We start from the raw sequence: 15,209 nt of genomic DNA, 5'->3' as shown, positions 1-15,209 counted from the left end.
CCGGATGGCCATCCGGGCCCACACGCTTCTTGCGAAGCGCTCAAAACCTACCGGATTTTGCTAAGACGAGGATGACAACGTTGTTGGAACGTACGCAGTGCGCCAACCCAAAACGATGTGTCATCCTGAGCGCAGCGAAGGATCCTTTCTCTTGGGCGAGGGGAAAATTCTTCCAAGAGAGCGGTGCACCGCGACCACTTCTCATCCATTTGCGCCGGACGGATTGTCCGCAGCGACCAAATTTTCTATCTCACTCGCGCTGCACGCATCCGCGTGCCGGTTTGCAGAGAGTTTCCATGCCCTTGTCATCGTTCCAGCGTCGCGCCTTCCTGGCGGGCGGCGCGTCGCTGCTGGCGTCCCCCGCGGTCCGTGCCCAGGGCGCGCGCGTCCCCGTTCGCGTCGGCAACATTCCGGTGATCGGGGCGGCGCCGATCTTCGTGGTCGACCATGAGGGATGGGCCAAGCAGGCCGGTCTCGATCTCACGCTGACGACCTTCCAGTCGGGGCCGCACGCCATCCAGGCGCTGGCCTCCGGCACGCTCGATGTCTATGTCGCGGGCATCGCGCCGTTGGGCGTCGCACGTTCGCGCGGCATCGACGTCAAGGTCGTGGCGGCGACCGCCAGCGGCGAGAACGTGTTCGTGGCCGTGCCGCGGCTCGCCCCGCATTTCGCGCCGGGTGTCGCGCCCGCCGAGGCCTTCAAGCGCTACAAGGCGGCGACGGGCAAGCCCGCGCGTCTGGCCACCCAGCCCGCCGGCTCGGTGCCCAACACGACGCTGCAATACTGGCTGTGGGAGGTCATCAAGGCCAACCGCGAGGATGTCGAGATCGTCGCCATGGGCATCGACGCCACGCAGCAGGCGGTGCTGGCCGATGCCGTCGAGGGTGCGACCGTGCGCGAGCCCGCCCTCTCGATCATCCAGAAGGCCAATCCCGGCATCAAGCTGGTCGAGGTCGGCGACAAGCTGTTCCCTGGCCAGCCCGGGACCGTCGTCGGAGTCTCGGGCGCGTTCATCGCCAAGAATCCGGCAGCGGTGCAGTCGCTGGTCGACGGGCTCGTGCGCGCGGGCGACCTGCTGACCAAGGATCCCGACAAGGCCGCCCCGGCCGTTGCCGCCAATCTTGCCAAGGGCATCGTCGATCTTGAGATCATCAAAACGGCGTTGAAGTCGCCCGCTACGAAGTTCGTGATCGATCCGCGCGAGGTCATCGCGCCGTCGAAGGCGATGGAGGCCTATCAGGTGAAGCTCGGCGCCATCAAGGAAGCAGCACCCCTCGACGACCTGTTCGACGTGCGCTTCTTCGAGAAGGCGCGGCGGCCGGGCTGATCGCAGGCCAGGATAGGCCGATGGCCCTCACTCAAACCGCCGACGCGCCGGCCGCGCCCGCGTCGAGCCGTGCCCGTCTGGGCGCACTCGGCTCGATCGGGCTCGGCGCCGCGGGGTTGCTGGGCTTCCTGCTGGTCTGGCAGGCGGTGCCGTCGTTCGGCCTCGTCAATTCGATGATGCTGCCGGGGCCGCTGGCGATTCCCGAGGCCTTCCGCAGCGAGCTCAACTCCGGCATGTGGCTGAAGGCGGTCACGGGCAGCCTGAGCCACTACGCGCTGGGGCTGGTGATCGGCGCGGCGCTGGGCGTGGCGGTCGGCGTCCTCACCGGCATGTCGCGTGTCGCCGAGGACCTGACGTCGTGGATCGTGCGCCTGCTGCGGCCGATTCCGGGCCTCGCCTGGGCGCCCTTCGCCATCATCTGGTTCGGCGTCACGCCCAAGGCTGCCGTCTTCATCATCGCCATCTCGGTGTTCTGGATCGTGTTCTTCGCCGCGCACGGCGCGGTGCGGGGCGTCGACCGCGACCTGCTCGAAGTCGCCGAGGCTTTCGGCTTCCGCAGCCCGCTCGAGAAGCTGTTCAAGATCTACCTGCCGGCCGCGATGCCAGGAATTCTCGTCGGCCTGCGCACGGCGCTGGGCCAGGCCTGGATGGCGGTGGTCGCAGCCGAGATCTTCGGCGTGCCCGGTCTCGGCAACCGCATGATCGAGGCCTCGTCGCTGCTCGCGACCGACATCGTGGTCGTCTACATGCTCACCATGGCTGCGCTCTACGGTATCCTCGATTCGCTGTTCCTCGTGGCCCAGAACTGGTTGCTCCGATGGAAAGCGTAATCGACAGCGTCATCGATATCCGCGGCCTCGGCCTCACCTTCGAGCGCGACGGCCGTCGCACCGAGGTGCTGCGCGAGCTCGACCTCGCGATCCCGCGCGGCGCCTTCGTGGCCATCGTCGGCGCCTCGGGCGTCGGCAAGTCGACCCTGCTGCGCGTGCTGATCGGCTTGGCCAAGGCCAGCGCCGGCCGGGTGACGCTGGCCACCCGGTCGGCGGCACGCCAGCCGGTGGCGCTGGTCTTCCAGGATTCGCGGCTGCTGCCGTGGCGGCGGGTCGTCGACAATGTCGCCTTCGGCCTCGAAGGGGCGGGCCTGTCGAAGGCCGAGCGCCGTGCCCGGGCGGTCGAGGCGCTGCGCATCGTGGGCCTGGCCGATCTCGCCGGCCGCTGGCCCTACCAGCTCTCCGGCGGCCAGCGCCAGCGCGTGTCGCTGGCCCGCGCGCTCGCCGTCGAGCCCGAGGTCCTGCTGATGGACGAGCCGTTCTCGGCCCTCGACGCGATCTCGCGCGAGGGGCTGCAGGACGAACTGACCCGCATCTGGCAGCAGACCGGCAAGACCATCCTGTTCGTCACGCACGACATCGAGGAAGCCACCTATTTGGCCGACCGGGTCATCGTGCTGGCCGGCGCGCCGGGCCGGGCGGTGGTCGACCGGGTGATCGAGGTGCCGCGGCCGCGCCGGCGCGACGATCCGGCCGAAGTCGGTCTCGTCGCCGAAATCAGGCGCCATCTCGGCAAGACGGCCTGATTTTCGATACGCTGGGCGGCGTAACGACGCGCAGGGGTCGCATTCACGAAACCGAAAGCCAACCGTCTTAGAACGCCCCGGTAGGGTGGGGCGATGCGCCGTGCCGCTGCGTAGTATTGGGAAAAGCGCACATGCTCGTATCCAGACCCGACCAGGCCCGCCCGGCCGCCACGCCGCTTGGCGTGAGCGGCATCGGCTGGCCCAATGTCTACGATGCCGTCATCTTCCTGCTGGTCGTTGGCGTCTTCGTCCTCGTCGCCCACGGCTTCCGCGAGATGAGCGCGCCGGTCGCGCAGCTCTCGACGGCGCCGGTGACGCTCGATGTCGCGCGCCTGCCGGAATACGCCCTGCGCACGACCCTGCGCATGTTCGCCGCGATCGTCTGCTCGCTGATCTTCACCTTCGTGATCGCGACCCTGGCGGCGCGCAGCCGCAAGGCCGAGCTGGTCATCATCCCGGCGCTCGACATCCTGCAGTCGGTGCCGGTGCTGGGCTTCCTCACCTTCACCGTGACCTTCTTCCTGCAGCTCTTCCCCGGCAGCGTGATGGGCGCGGAGTGCGCGGCGATCTTCGCCATCTTCACCAGCCAGGCCTGGAACATGGCCTTCAGCTTCTACCAGTCGCTGCGCACGGTGCCGCGCGATCTCGACGAGGTGGCGCGGCACTACCGCTTCTCGCCGTGGCTGCGTTTCTGGCGGCTCGACGTGCCGTTCGGCGCGCCCGGCCTGATCTGGAACACCATGATGTCGATGTCGGGCGGCTGGTTCTTCGTCGTCGCCTCCGAGGCGATCACGGTCGGCAACACCACGGTGATGCTGCCCGGCATCGGCTCGTGGCTGGCCCTGGCCATCCAGGCCCGCGACATCCAGGCCGTGCTGCTCGCCATCGCGATGATGGCGGCGGTCATCCTGGCCTACGACCAGCTCATCTTCCGGCCGATCGTCGCCTGGGCCGACAAGTTCCGCTTCGAGCAGCAGGCGGCCGATTCGCAGCCGCACTCGTGGCTCTACGATTTCTGGCGCCGCAGCCGGATCAGGCCGCATCTCGTCCGCGTCGTCGGCTCGGTGGCCGACCAGATCTCGCTGCTGCCGACGCCGCTCACCAGCGCGCCGACCAGACCCAAGTTCGGCACGCTGTCGCGCACCAGCGAAAGGATCTGGATCGCGGTGCTGCTCGTGCTGGCGGGTTACGCCCTCTGGCACATCGTGCTGTACACGCGCACGACCCTGGGTTTCGCCGACCTGCGCATCGCCTTCTTCGACGGCATCCTGACCTTGATCCGGGTGCTGGTGCTGATCGCGCTGGCCAGCCTCGTCTGGGTGCCGATCGGCGTGTGGATCGGCCTGCGGCCGCGTCTCGCCACGGCCCTGCAGCCGGTCGCCCAATTCCTCGCCGCCTTCCCGGCCAACGTCGTGTTCCCCGTGGCCGTCGTGGCGATCGTTACCCTCAAGCTCGATCCCAACATCTGGCTGAGCCCGCTCATGATCCTGGGCACCCAATGGTACATCCTGTTCAACGTCATCGCGGGCGCCAGCGCGATCCCGACCGACCTGCGCGACGCCGCGGCGCTGTTCCGCATCAGCTCCTGGTCGTGGTGGCGCAAGGTCGGCGTGCCGTCGATCCTGCCTTATTATGTCACCGGCGCGCTGACGGCGGCCGGCGGCTCGTGGAATGCCAGCATCGTCGCCGAGGTGGTGAGCTGGGGTAACACCCATCTGCGGGCCGAGGGCCTCGGCGCCTATATCGCGGATGCCACCACCGCCGGCGACTTTCCGCGCGTCGTGCTGGGCATCGTGGTCATGGCGGTGATGGTGACGACCTGCAACCGCATCCTGTGGCGGCCGCTTTACCGCCTCGCAGAGAACCGCTTCAGGCTGGAGTAGGAGAAGCCTCATGGATTCAATCACGAACCCCGTGCAGGACAAGACGCTGGTCGTCGTCGACGGCATCCGCAAGGTCTATCCCAAGGGAAGCGGCGAGGGCCTGCTGGTTCTCGACAACGTCAACCTGACCCTCGGCAGGAACGAGATCGTCTCGTTCCTCGGCCGCTCCGGCTGCGGAAAGACGACACTGCTGCGCATCCTCGCGGGCCTGATGCCGGCGACCGGCGGCGAGGTGCGGATCGCGGGCAAGAACGTCGTCGGGCCGTCGCCCGAGGTCGCGATGGTGTTCCAGTCCTTCGCGCTCTTCCCCTGGCTCACCGTTCTCCAGAACGTCGAGATCGGCCTCGAGGCGCAGGGCGTCGCGCCGGCGGAGCGCAAGAAGCGCGCGCTGGCCGCCATCGACCTGATCGGCCTCGACGGCTACGAGAGCGCCTATCCGAAGGAACTGTCCGGCGGCATGCGCCAGCGGGTCGGCATTGCGCGCGCGGTCGTGGTACAGCCCACCGTACTGCTGATGGACGAGGCCTTCTCGGCCCTCGACGTGCTGACCGCCGAGACGCTGCGCACCGACTTGATGGATCTGTGGATCGAGGGCCGCCTGCCGATCTCCGCGATCGCCGTCGTCACGCACAATATCGAGGAGGCGGTGCTTCTGTCGGACCGCGTGCTGGTCTTCGGCTCCAACCCCGGCCATGTCGCGGCGGAGATCAAGATCGACCTGCCGCATCCGCGCAACCGGCTCGATCCCGCGTTCCGCCAGATCGTCGAGGATCTCTATTCCACCATGACGGAGCGCGCCGGGGGCAAGGCGAGCCAGGGCCATTTCTTCGGCAATGGCCTCGCCATGTTGCTGCCGAGGGTGTCGCCCAACATGATCGCCGGCCTCATGGAGGCTGTGGCCGCCGATCCCCATCAGGGTCATGCCGGCCTGCCCGAACTGGCCGGCGACCTGCACATGGAAGTCGATGCGCTGTTCCCGGTCGCCGAGGTCCTGCAGCTCCTGCGCTTCGCCGAGTTGGGCGACGGCGACATCAAGCTCACCGAGCCGGGCCGCCAGTTCGTCGGCCTCGAGCCCGACGCCCGCAAGAAGCTGTTCGCCCAGCATCTCCTGAACTACGTGCCGCTGGCGGGCCATATCCGCCGGGTCCTTGACGAGCGCGACACCCATCGCGCGCCGGCCAGCCGGTTCCACGACGAGATCGAGGATCACATGTCGACCGCCTTCGCCGACCAGACGATGCGGACCGTGACGTCCTGGGGACGCTTCGGCGAGGTGTTCGCCTACGATGAGATGAGCGGCATCTTCAGCCTCGACAATCCGGGCTGAAGCCCGGGCCGGAAGGACGAGCATGCATTTCGATCTGCTGCAGCTCTTCGAAACCGGACTGCGCCTGGGCCTCGCGGTGGTGCTGGGATCGGCCATCGGTTTCGAACGGCAATGGCATCAGAAGATGGCGGGCCTGCGCACCAATGCGCTGGTGGCGCTGGGCGCTGCGGGCTTCGTGGTTTTCTCCGGGTTGGTCGGTGCCGGCGATCCGACGCGCGTCGCCGCCCAGGTCGTGAGCGGCATCGGCTTTCTGGGCGCTGGCGTCATTCTGCGCGAGGGCGTCAACGTGCATGGCCTGAACACGGCAGCGACCCTGTGGTGTTCGTCGATGGTCGGTACCCTGGCGGGCTCGGGACATGGCGCCCCGGCGGTGCTTGCGGCGGCCCTGATCATCGTCGCCAACCTCCTCCTGCGGCCTCTGGTGCGGCACGTGAACGACCGCTTCCTCGGCGACAGCAACGCCGAGACGCACTACAGCGTCCAGGTGATCTGCCGCAGCGCCGAGGAGGCGCAAATGCGCTCGCTGCTCCTCAAGGGGCTTTCCGAAGCCGGGCTCGGCCTGCGCCGGCTCGACAGCGAGGATGTCGCCAATACGTCAAAGGTGAAAGTGACGGCCCAGGCCGTCGCGGCGAAGCGCAACGACGCCGCGCTGGAGCAGATCGTCGGCCAGCTGAGCCACGAACCCGATGTCACGGGCGTGACCTGGCAGATCGACCGCACGATCCCGGAGGCGTGAGGCCTGGCGGTTCGACCGCCATTCTTGTCATCCCGAGCGTAAGCGAGGGACCTTTGCGCTGAAGCAGTTAAAGGTCCCTCGCTTACGCTCGGGATGACAATCTTTTCGAATTGCCGTCTTCGACCTAATCAACCGAACGCGCCGGCCGCCCTCAGTTCACTCAGCTCCGCCACGCTGTAACCCAGCCCGCCCAGGACCTCCTCGGTATGCGCGCCATACTCCGGCCCCGGTCCCGGCGTCGCGGGTTCGGGCGCGAAGGACATGCGGATGGGCGGTGAGATCGTGCGCGGCATGTCGGCCTGTCCGGTGTTGATCACCGCGCCGTTGGCGACTGCCTGCTCGTCGTCGGGCACGTCGCGCAGGATGCCCAGCAGGCCGAAGGTGATCTCGTGCTTGCGCAGGCGCTCCTTCCATTCGGGCCACGGCCTTCCTGCGAACACCGGATCGAGGATCGCGGCGAGGTCGGGTGCATGGGCGCGGCGCTTTTCCGTCGTCTCGAAACGCGGATCGTCCAGCAGGTCGGTGCGTTCCAGCGCCTGGCAAAGCTCGGGCCAGAGCTTGTCCTCGCGCACGATGGTGAGCTGGATCCAGCGGCCGTCGGAGGTGCGGTACTGGTTGGCGAGCGCGCTGCGCGGCTTGGTGCGCGGCGGACGCGGCGACACGAACGAGCCCAGCAGCGCGCCCTGCGCCAGGATGGCGTTGGACCACAGGCCGCTGGCATGCAGCGACGTGCCGACCTCGCTGCCCTCGCCGGTTCGCTCACGATGCAGCAGCGCCATCGAGATGGCGGCGAACAGGTTCATGCCGGCCATCTGGTCGCCCTGGGCCGGCAGCGAGAAGGCAGGCGGCCCGCCCTCGTAGGTCAGCCCGTCGAGCAGGCCGGAGCGGGCGAAGAAAGCGGTGGAGTCGAAGCCGGGCTGCTCGGCGTCGGGGCCGGCCTCGCCGTAGCCGGTCATCGAGGCATAGATCAGCCGCGAATTGAGCGGCGCCACATCCGAGTAACGCATCCTGAGCCGTGCACGAACCTTCAGCGGGAAGTTCACCACCATCACGTCGGCCGTCTTGACCAGCCGGTCGAAGGCGGCGCGGCCCGCTTCGTTCTTGAGGTCGAGCACCACCGAGCGCTTGTTGCGGTTGGTCATGTGCCAGCAATAGTTGACCGGATGCTGCGGAATCGAATGGGCCTGTCCCAGCTTGCGCTGCGGGTCGCCCTCGCCCGGCGGTTCGATCTTGATGACCTCGGCGCCGTAGTCGCCCATCACGGTCGAGGCGACGGGGCCGGCGATGAAGCTGGCCAGATCGAGGACCCGGAGACCCTGCAGCGGCAGTTGCCTGCTCATTGAGTTTTCCCTTTCGAACGCCTAAACCCCAGCCTATCCCGGGAGAACGCGATCAGGTCAATGGCCGGCAAGTTCCGTAATTTCTGGCTCGTGGCCGCTTTTGTGCTCGTAGTCATGGTTATCGCGCTCGGCCTGCAGTCCGCCTTCTGGGCCTGCGTTGCGGCTGCCATCCTGGGGATCGTGGGCGTCGTCACCTTGCGGGGCAATCGCTGGCGCTCGGGGGCGCTGCTCGCCACGGCGCTGGCGCTGAGTCTCGTCGCGCTCGACCTCTTCGCCGGTTTCCTGTCGCCCAAGGCGCACAATATGGGGGTGGTGACGCTGACGACCCCGCGATGGTGGCCGCCGCCCGATCCGATCCTGGGCTTCCGGCCCAAGCCCAACAGCGAAGCCACCGCCGTCGCCACCTGGGGCAGCGAGACCCTCTATCATCAGGTCTATCATTTCGACGAATCCACGGCGCGGGTGACGCCGCCGGCGCCGGCGGCCGAGGAAACCTACCTCTTCATCGGCGACTCCTTCATCTTCGGGCAGGGCCTGCCCGACGACCAGAGCATGCCGTCGCAATTCGCCAAACAGAACGCGCCGCGGGTCCGCAGCGTCAATCTCGGCGTTCCGGGCTACGGGCCCAATCATCTCGTGCGTGCCTTCGAGGCCGGCCTCTACGATCGCTACATCGGCCAGAACGTGAAGGCCGTGGTCACCTGGGTCATCCCGGCGCATCTGCAGCGGGTGACGGGCGACGGCTCGTGGCTCGGCTCCTCGCCTCGTTACGTCCTCGACAACGGCGTGCTGCGCTACACCGGCTCGTTCAACGAGCATCGCCTGCTCGATCCCCTCGCCGGCCTGCATTACCTGCTCGGCCAGCAGTTCGCGTTCGTCGAGGCGATCGGCCAGCGCCAGCGCCAGGAAGAGCAGATCGAGCTGTTCCTCGCGCTGATGGCGAAGCTGCAGGCCGAGGCCCGCGCGAAGTTCGGCGCACCTCTCGTCATTCTCTATTCCTGGCCCGACGAGCGGACGAGGCAGCGCTACGGCGATTCCAAGATAACCCAGCCCGTGCTTGTAGAGACGCTGGTGCGGCTGCGCAAGTTCGGCGCGCCGATGCTGGGCGAGGCCTCCATAACCAACGGGACGGACCTCCCGAAACTGGTGATCCCGCACGACGGCCATCCTTCGGCCCTTGCCACGGAAATGATCGCCACCGGTCTCAAGAAGCTGCTCGACGGACCCTGAATCCGCGACCCGCCGTTTTGATTGACAGTGCGCCTGCAATCCCGGCAGCTTGTCCTTAATGGATCGTCCGCACGAACGGGCGACTGAGGAAGCGTCTTTGCGGGAGGATGGACAGCGTGAGCCATGTTGTGCCCATGCGCGCGTTTGATTGGCTGAGGTTTGATCGGCTAGGGCCGTCGGTTTTCGCCGGCGGAACCGCGTGATGCAGGCCTATATCGTGCGCCGTGTTCTGGCGCTCATTCCAACGCTCTTCTTCGCCAGTCTCATCGTCTTCGTGACGGTGCGCATGATTCCCGGCGACGTCATCGACCTGATGCTGAGCCAGAACGACATCGCGGCCTCGAAGATGGGCCGCGAACAGCTCGAGAAGGCGCTGGGCCTCGACCAGCCGATGTGGGTCCAGTACGGCCGCTGGGTCGGTTCCATACTGTTCCACGGCGATTTCGGCCGCTCGCTCTGGCAGAACACGCCGGTCAGCGAGCAGCTTCTGCAGCGCCTGCCCGTCACCTTCGAGCTCGGCCTGATGGCGTTGATCGTGGGCCTCTCGGTCGCCATCCCGATCGGCGTCTATTCGGCGATCCGCCAGGACACGCCGGGTGACTACGTGGCGCGCTCCTTCTCGATCCTGATGCTGGCGGTGCCGAGCTTCTGGCTGGGCACCATGGTGATGGTCTTCCCGTCGATCTGGTGGGGCTGGTCGCCGCCCATCCAGTTTGTGCCCTTCGCCAAGGATCCGTGGGGCAATCTCAGCCAGATGATCATTCCGTCGATCATCCTGGGCTGCGCCCTGTCGGCCATCACCATGCGCCTCACACGCACCATGATGCTGGAAGTGCTGCGCCAGGATTTCATCCGCACCGCCTGGGCCAAGGGCCTGGGTGAAAAGCTGGTGGTGGCGCGCCATGCGCTGCGCAATGCGCTGATCCCGGTGGTGACCCTGATCGGCCTGCAGGCGCCGCTGCTGATCGGCGGCGCGGTGATCATGGAGCAGATCTTCGTCATTCCCGGCATGGGACTGCTGCTGCTCGATGCGGTGAGCCAGCGCGATTATCCGGTCATCACCGGCGTGTTCCTGATCGTCGGCGTCGCGGTGATGTTCATCAACCTGATCGTCGACCTGAGCTACGGCCTGCTCGATCCCAAGGTGAGGTACCGCTGATGGCGACCGTCGCGGAAACCACCGCCGCCGTCGCGCCGCGCCGCAAGCGCGGTCCGGTGCTGCACTTCATCGGCCGCCTCTTTCGCGAGAAGCCGCTGGGCGCCGCCGGTGCGGTCGTGTTCATCCTGTTCCTGTTCTGCGGGATCTTCGCCGACGCGCTGGCGCCCTACGGCATGAACCAGATCGCGCCGCTCAACCGGCTGAAGCCGCCCTCCTGGGCGTTTCCGTTCGGCACCGACAATCTCGGCCGCGACATGCTCTCGCGCTGTCTCTACGGTGCCCAGCTCTCGGTCATCATCGGCTTCTGCGCCGCCGGCATCGCCACGATCATCTCGGTCTTCCTCGGCATCGTCTCGGGCTATCTCGGCGGCAAGTTCGACCTGGTGCTGCAGCGCTTCGTCGATGCCTGGATGAGCTTCCCCGACCTCATCATCCTGATCGTGGTCGTGTCGGTCGTCGGACCGGGCATGCCGCAGATCATCGTGACCCTGGGCCTGCTGCTGGGCATCGCCGGCTCGCGCATCATCCGCGGCGCCGTCGTCTCGGTGCGCGAGAACATGTACGTCCATGCCGCGCAATCGACCGGCGCCTCGACCTTCCGCATCCTGTGGCGCCACATCCTGCCCAACGTCATGGCGCCGGTGATCGTGCTGTTCACAACCCGCGTCGGCACGGTGATCCTGGCCGAATCGGGCCTGTCCTTCCTCGGCCTCGGCGTGCCGCCGCCGGCGCCGACCTGGGGCGGCCTGCTGTCGGGCAGCGGCCGCACCTTCATGCTGCAGGGGCCGTGGCTCGCGCTGGCTCCCGGCCTCTGCCTCACCGTCGTGGTCTACGCCACCAACATGTTCGGCGATGCCCTGCGCGATCTGCTCGATCCGCGGATGCGGGGCTCACGCTGACGAATCAAAGACCAAGAAAAGAAAACACGAGGAGGAAACGATGACGATGAAGAGGTGGGCCAAGGGGCTCCTTTCGGGTGCGCTGGGTCTCGCGCTGGCCGGGACTGCGCAGGCACAGGCGGAGAAGCCGCAATATGGCGGCACGCTCGAAGTCGGCACGGTTTATGTGACGCTGTCGGCGCTCTCTTTCGATCCGGCCGACTGGAACTGGAAGCTGAACCACGATACCGGCCAGTTCTACGAGCAGCTCTTCGCCGCCGACCTTTCCCAGAGCAAGCGCAACGGCGGCAAGTATCCGTTCTATGCCGATGCCTGGCTGCCTTCCGACGCGATCCGCGGCGAGCTGGCCGAGAAGTGGGTGTGGAGCGACAATCCGCTGAAGCTCACGATCGATCTGCGCAAGGGCGTGATGTTCCCCGAGAAGCCGGGCGTCATGAAGGAGCGCGAGCTGACCGCCGAGGACGTCGTCTTCGCCTTCAACCGCCTGGCCAACAGCCCCAAGAAGATCGCGGGCTACTTCGACCATGTCGAGAAGGTCGAGGCGACCGACAAGTACACGGTCGTCTTCACCTTCAAGTACTTCAACGCCGAATGGGACTACCGCTTCGGCTGGGGCTACTACTCGACCATCACGCCGAAGGAAGTGGCCGATGCCGGCGCCACCAACTGGAAGAACGTGAACGGCACCGGCCCGTTCATGCTGAGCGACTTCGTCCAGGGCAGCTCCAACACCTACTCCAAGAACCCGATCTACTGGGACAAGGAGAAGATCGACGGCGTCGAGTACAAGCTGCCGTTCCTCGACAAGGTCGTCTATCGCACGATCAAGGACGAGGCGACCTTCCTGACCGCGCTGCGCACCGCCAAGCTCGACCTGCTGGAGAATATCCGCTGGAGCGCCGCGGACGATCTCAAGAAGACGACGCCGCAGCTCAAATGGTCGCGCTGGCTCGGCATGAGCGGCCAGTTCCTGGCGATGCGGGTCGACACCAAGCCGTTCGACGATATCCGCGTCCGCCGCGCGCTCAACATGGCGGTGAACAAGCAGGAGATCGTGAAGGCCTATTACGGCGGCAACGCCGAACTGTTCGCCTATCCGCAGCATCCCGACTATCTCGGCTACTACGAGCCGCTGGAGGCGATGCCGGAGTCGGTGAAGGAGCTGTACACCTTCAATCCCGACAAGGCGAAGAAGCTGCTGGCCGAAGCGGGCTATCCCAAGGGCTTCAGCTTCAAGGTCCAGGTCTGCTCCTGCAATCCCGACCACATGGACCTGCTGCCGCTGGTCTCCGCCTATCTCGAGGCGGTGGGCGTCAAGCTCGAGATCCAGCCGATGGAATATGCGGCCTTCCTCTCGGCGATGACGACCAAGACCAACGCCCCCGGCTACTTCATGAACAACGGCCACACCAACCCGACGACGACGATCCGCAAGAGCTTCGTCACCAAGGAAGTGTGGAACCCGTCGCAATATTCGGACCCGGCCTTCGACAAGAAGGTGGCCGACATGTACCAGGAGCGCGACGAGGCCAAGCGCCAGGTCATGATCAAGGAGCTCACGAAGGAGATCCTCGAGAAGACGCCATACATCTGGCTGCCGACGCCCTACATCTATACGGCGTGGTGGCCGTGGGTGAAGGGCTACAACGGCGAGCTGCGCGCCGGCGCGGTGCGGCCCGGCCCGATCTACGCCCGCATGTGGGTGGACCAGGACCTGAAGAAGAAGATGGGCAAGTGATACTCTGCCCATGACCGCTCCGCTTCTCAGCGTCCGTAACCTGTCGACACGCTTCCGCACCGAACGCGGCACGGTGCGGGCGGTCGACGGCGTGTCGTTCGACGTCGCCGCCGGCGAGACCCTGGCGATCGTGGGCGAATCGGGCTCGGGCAAGAGCGTGACCGCGCTCTCGATCCTGCGCCTGATCCCCGATCCGCCGGGCAAGATCGAGGAGGGCGAAATCCTCTTCGAGGGCAAGGACCTGCTGAAGCTCGACGATGCCGGCATCCGCGCCATCCGCGGCGACCGCATCGCCATGATCTTCCAGGAGCCGATGAGCTCGCTCAATCCGGCGCTGACGGTCGGAATGCAGGTCGGCGAGCCGATCAACCTGCACCGCAAGACGGTGTGGGCCAAGGCGCTCGACAAGGCTGCCGAGCTTCTGGGCAAGGTGCGCATCCCCGACGGGCGCAGCCGGCTTTCCTCCTATCCGCACCAGTATTCCGGCGGCATGCGCCAGCGGGTGATGATCGCCATGGCGCTGGCCTGCCAGCCGCAGCTCATCATCGCCGACGAGCCGACGACGGCGCTCGACGTCACGGTGCAGGCGCAGATCCTGGCGCTGCTCAAGGAACTGACGCGCGAGGCCAACTCCGCGATGATCCTGATCACCCACGATCTCGGCGTCGTGGCGCGCTACGCCGACCGGGTCGTGGTGATGTATGGCGGCCGCATCGTCGAGACCGCGCCGGCGCGCCTTCTCTACAAGACGCCGCGCCATCCCTATACGCGCGGCCTTATGGCTTCGGTGCCGCGGTTGGACGGCGACACCGACCGGCCGCTGGTGCCGATCGAGGGCCAGCCGCCCGATCTCGCCACTTTGCCGCCGGGCTGCGCCTTCGCTCCGCGCTGCAAGGACGCGACCGACCGCTGCCGCAGCGAGCGGCCGCCGCTGGTCGAGAGCGCTCCCAATCATTTCTCAGCGTGCTTCTTCCATGACCGCCTCGCCGCCTGATCCCGTCCGCTCCGATACGGTCCTGAGGGTCGAGGGCCTGAAGATCCATTTCCCGATCACGGCGGGCGCGATCCTGCGCAAGCAGGTCGGCACGGTGAAGGCCGTCGACGGCGTGAGCTTCAGCGTGGCGCGCGGCGAGACTCTGGGCCTGGTGGGCGAGTCGGGCTGCGGCAAGTCCACCACGGGTCTTGCGATCCTGCGCATGCTCGACGTGACCGACGGCAAGATCGAGTTCGAAGGCGAGGACATCACGCGTCACGATCGCAAGCGCATGCGGCCGATCCGGCGGCGGATGCAGATGGTCTACCAGGATCCCTACGGCTCGCTGAACCCGCGCATGAAGGTGGCCGACATCGTGGGCGAGCCGCTGGTGGTCCACGGGCTGGCGTCCGACCAGGGCAAGTACCGCGCCCGCGTCGCCGATCTCCTGAGGATGGTCGGCCTGCTGCCCGACATGGCCGAGCGCTATCCGCACGAATTCTCCGGCGGCCAGCGCCAGCGCATCGGCATCGCCCGCGCGCTCGCACTGGAGCCGACCTTGCTGATCTGCGACGAGCCGGTCTCGGCGCTCGACGTGTCGATCCAGGCGCAGGTCGTGAACCTGTTCATGGAGCTGCAGGACCGGCTCGGCCTCACCTACATCTTCATCGCCCACGATCTCAGCGTGGTGCGCCACATCAGCGACCGCATCGCCGTGATGTATCTCGGTCGCATCGCCGAGATCGCCACGAGGGTCCAGCTCTACAAGGACCCGCTGCATCCCTACACGCAGGCGCTGCTGGCCGCCGTGCCGATCGCCGATCCCGAGCTGGAAGCCGCGCGCGGCGCCGACATCATCGCCGGCGAAATCCCCAGCGCCATGCGCCCGCCGCCGGGTTGTCGCTTCCACACCCGCTGTCCCCGGGCGATGGACGTCTGCAAGACCCTCGACCCACCGCTGAAGGAGATGGACGACGGGCGAGCTGTTGCCTGCCACTTGCATTCATAGCTGGGAGCGCG

Annotated in this window: 13 protein-coding genes; 12 read left to right on the top strand and 1 reads right to left on the bottom strand. The window is 66.8% G+C overall.

The window, feature by feature from the left end; translation table 11 throughout:
* Nucleotides 1–296 precede the first annotated feature (296 nt).
* From AC1ROX_RS03715 to AC1ROX_RS03690, 6 genes are all read left to right on the top strand, one after another.
* Complete coding sequence (locus AC1ROX_RS03715; RefSeq protein ID WP_493122491.1) at nt 297–1,328, top strand: ABC transporter substrate-binding protein; 1,032 nt, start codon at nt 297–299, stop codon at nt 1,326–1,328.
* A 77-nt stretch (nt 1,329–1,405) separates the two neighbouring features.
* The gene (locus AC1ROX_RS03710) at nt 1,406–2,158 is read left to right on the top strand and encodes an ABC transporter permease (RefSeq protein ID WP_493122524.1); all 753 of its coding nucleotides are present in this window, start codon (nt 1,406–1,408) and stop codon (nt 2,156–2,158) included.
* Entirely contained in the window at nt 2,146–2,904 is a 759-nt protein-coding gene (locus tag AC1ROX_RS03705; RefSeq protein WP_493122488.1) for an ABC transporter ATP-binding protein, read from the top strand. Before AC1ROX_RS03710 ends, AC1ROX_RS03705 begins: the two co-directional genes overlap by 13 nt.
* Before the next feature lie 131 nt (nt 2,905–3,035).
* Nucleotides 3,036–4,787 carry an ABC transporter permease gene (locus tag AC1ROX_RS03700; RefSeq protein ID WP_493122487.1) on the top strand — a complete coding sequence of 584 codons (1,752 nt, stop codon included), beginning with the start codon at nt 3,036–3,038 and terminating at the stop codon, nt 4,785–4,787.
* Between the two features lie 10 nt (nt 4,788–4,797).
* On the top strand, nt 4,798–6,114 hold the full coding sequence (locus AC1ROX_RS03695) for an ABC transporter ATP-binding protein (RefSeq protein WP_493122485.1): 1,317 nt from the start codon (nt 4,798–4,800) through the stop codon (nt 6,112–6,114).
* Between the two features lie 22 nt (nt 6,115–6,136).
* Nucleotides 6,137–6,850: an MgtC/SapB family protein gene (locus AC1ROX_RS03690; protein WP_493122484.1), complete on the top strand. Its 714-nt coding sequence runs from the start codon at nt 6,137–6,139 to the stop codon at nt 6,848–6,850.
* Nucleotides 6,851–6,978: 128 nt separating this feature from the next.
* On the opposite strand, the gene AC1ROX_RS03685 is transcribed toward AC1ROX_RS03690, so the two are convergent.
* Complete coding sequence (locus AC1ROX_RS03685; protein ID WP_493122482.1) at nt 6,979–8,190, bottom strand: CaiB/BaiF CoA transferase family protein; 1,212 nt, start codon at nt 8,188–8,190, stop codon at nt 6,979–6,981.
* Nucleotides 8,191–8,250: 60 nt separating this feature from the next.
* Between AC1ROX_RS03685 and AC1ROX_RS03680 the strand changes: the two genes are divergently transcribed.
* The 6 genes from AC1ROX_RS03680 to AC1ROX_RS03655 all read left to right on the top strand — a co-directional run bounded on the left by AC1ROX_RS03680 (nt 8,251) and on the right by AC1ROX_RS03655 (nt 15,198).
* The gene (locus AC1ROX_RS03680; protein ID WP_493122480.1) at nt 8,251–9,420 is read left to right on the top strand and encodes a hypothetical protein; all 1,170 of its coding nucleotides are present in this window, start codon (nt 8,251–8,253) and stop codon (nt 9,418–9,420) included.
* A 202-nt stretch (nt 9,421–9,622) separates the two neighbouring features.
* Nucleotides 9,623–10,579, top strand: coding sequence for an ABC transporter permease (locus AC1ROX_RS03675; protein ID WP_493122478.1), 957 nt, complete (start codon nt 9,623–9,625; stop codon nt 10,577–10,579).
* Complete coding sequence (locus AC1ROX_RS03670; RefSeq protein WP_493122476.1) at nt 10,579–11,478, top strand: ABC transporter permease; 900 nt, start codon at nt 10,579–10,581, stop codon at nt 11,476–11,478. Before AC1ROX_RS03675 ends, AC1ROX_RS03670 begins: the two co-directional genes overlap by 1 nt.
* Nucleotides 11,479–11,518: 40 nt before the next feature.
* Nucleotides 11,519–13,216: an ABC transporter substrate-binding protein gene (locus AC1ROX_RS03665; protein WP_493122475.1), complete on the top strand. Its 1,698-nt coding sequence runs from the start codon at nt 11,519–11,521 to the stop codon at nt 13,214–13,216.
* 10 nt (nt 13,217–13,226) lie between these two features.
* Complete coding sequence (locus AC1ROX_RS03660; protein WP_493122473.1) at nt 13,227–14,210, top strand: ABC transporter ATP-binding protein; 984 nt, start codon at nt 13,227–13,229, stop codon at nt 14,208–14,210.
* Nucleotides 14,191–15,198: an ABC transporter ATP-binding protein gene (locus AC1ROX_RS03655; RefSeq protein ID WP_493122471.1), complete on the top strand. Its 1,008-nt coding sequence runs from the start codon at nt 14,191–14,193 to the stop codon at nt 15,196–15,198. The genes AC1ROX_RS03660 and AC1ROX_RS03655 overlap by 20 nt, the downstream gene beginning before the upstream one ends.
* Nucleotides 15,199–15,209: the final 11 nt, after the last annotated feature.

It is taken from the genome of Reyranella sp. GW821-FHT14A01 (assembly GCF_058803965.1).
This window is presented reverse-complemented; position numbering and strand designations above follow the sequence as displayed.

Excerpts from the sequence above, each read along its gene's own strand:
- AC1ROX_RS03715 (WP_493122491.1), top strand. The coding sequence starts at position 297 with ATGCCCTTGTCATCGTTCCAGCGTCGCGCCTTCCTGGCGGGCGGCGCG.
- AC1ROX_RS03700 (WP_493122487.1), top strand. The coding sequence starts at position 3,036 with ATGCTCGTATCCAGACCCGACCAGGCCCGCCCGGCCGCCACGCCGCTT.
- AC1ROX_RS03705 (WP_493122488.1), top strand. The coding sequence starts at position 2,146 with ATGGAAAGCGTAATCGACAGCGTCATCGATATCCGCGGCCTCGGCCTC.
- AC1ROX_RS03685 (WP_493122482.1), bottom strand. The coding sequence starts at position 8,190 with ATGAGCAGGCAACTGCCGCTGCAGGGTCTCCGGGTCCTCGATCTGGCC.
- AC1ROX_RS03680 (WP_493122480.1), top strand. The coding sequence starts at position 8,251 with ATGGCCGGCAAGTTCCGTAATTTCTGGCTCGTGGCCGCTTTTGTGCTC.
- AC1ROX_RS03675 (WP_493122478.1), top strand. The coding sequence starts at position 9,623 with ATGCAGGCCTATATCGTGCGCCGTGTTCTGGCGCTCATTCCAACGCTC.
- AC1ROX_RS03655 (WP_493122471.1), top strand. The coding sequence starts at position 14,191 with ATGACCGCCTCGCCGCCTGATCCCGTCCGCTCCGATACGGTCCTGAGG.
- AC1ROX_RS03665 (WP_493122475.1), top strand. The coding sequence starts at position 11,519 with ATGACGATGAAGAGGTGGGCCAAGGGGCTCCTTTCGGGTGCGCTGGGT.
- AC1ROX_RS03695 (WP_493122485.1), top strand. The coding sequence starts at position 4,798 with ATGGATTCAATCACGAACCCCGTGCAGGACAAGACGCTGGTCGTCGTC.
- AC1ROX_RS03670 (WP_493122476.1), top strand. The coding sequence starts at position 10,579 with ATGGCGACCGTCGCGGAAACCACCGCCGCCGTCGCGCCGCGCCGCAAG.
- AC1ROX_RS03660 (WP_493122473.1), top strand. The coding sequence starts at position 13,227 with ATGACCGCTCCGCTTCTCAGCGTCCGTAACCTGTCGACACGCTTCCGC.
- AC1ROX_RS03690 (WP_493122484.1), top strand. The coding sequence starts at position 6,137 with ATGCATTTCGATCTGCTGCAGCTCTTCGAAACCGGACTGCGCCTGGGC.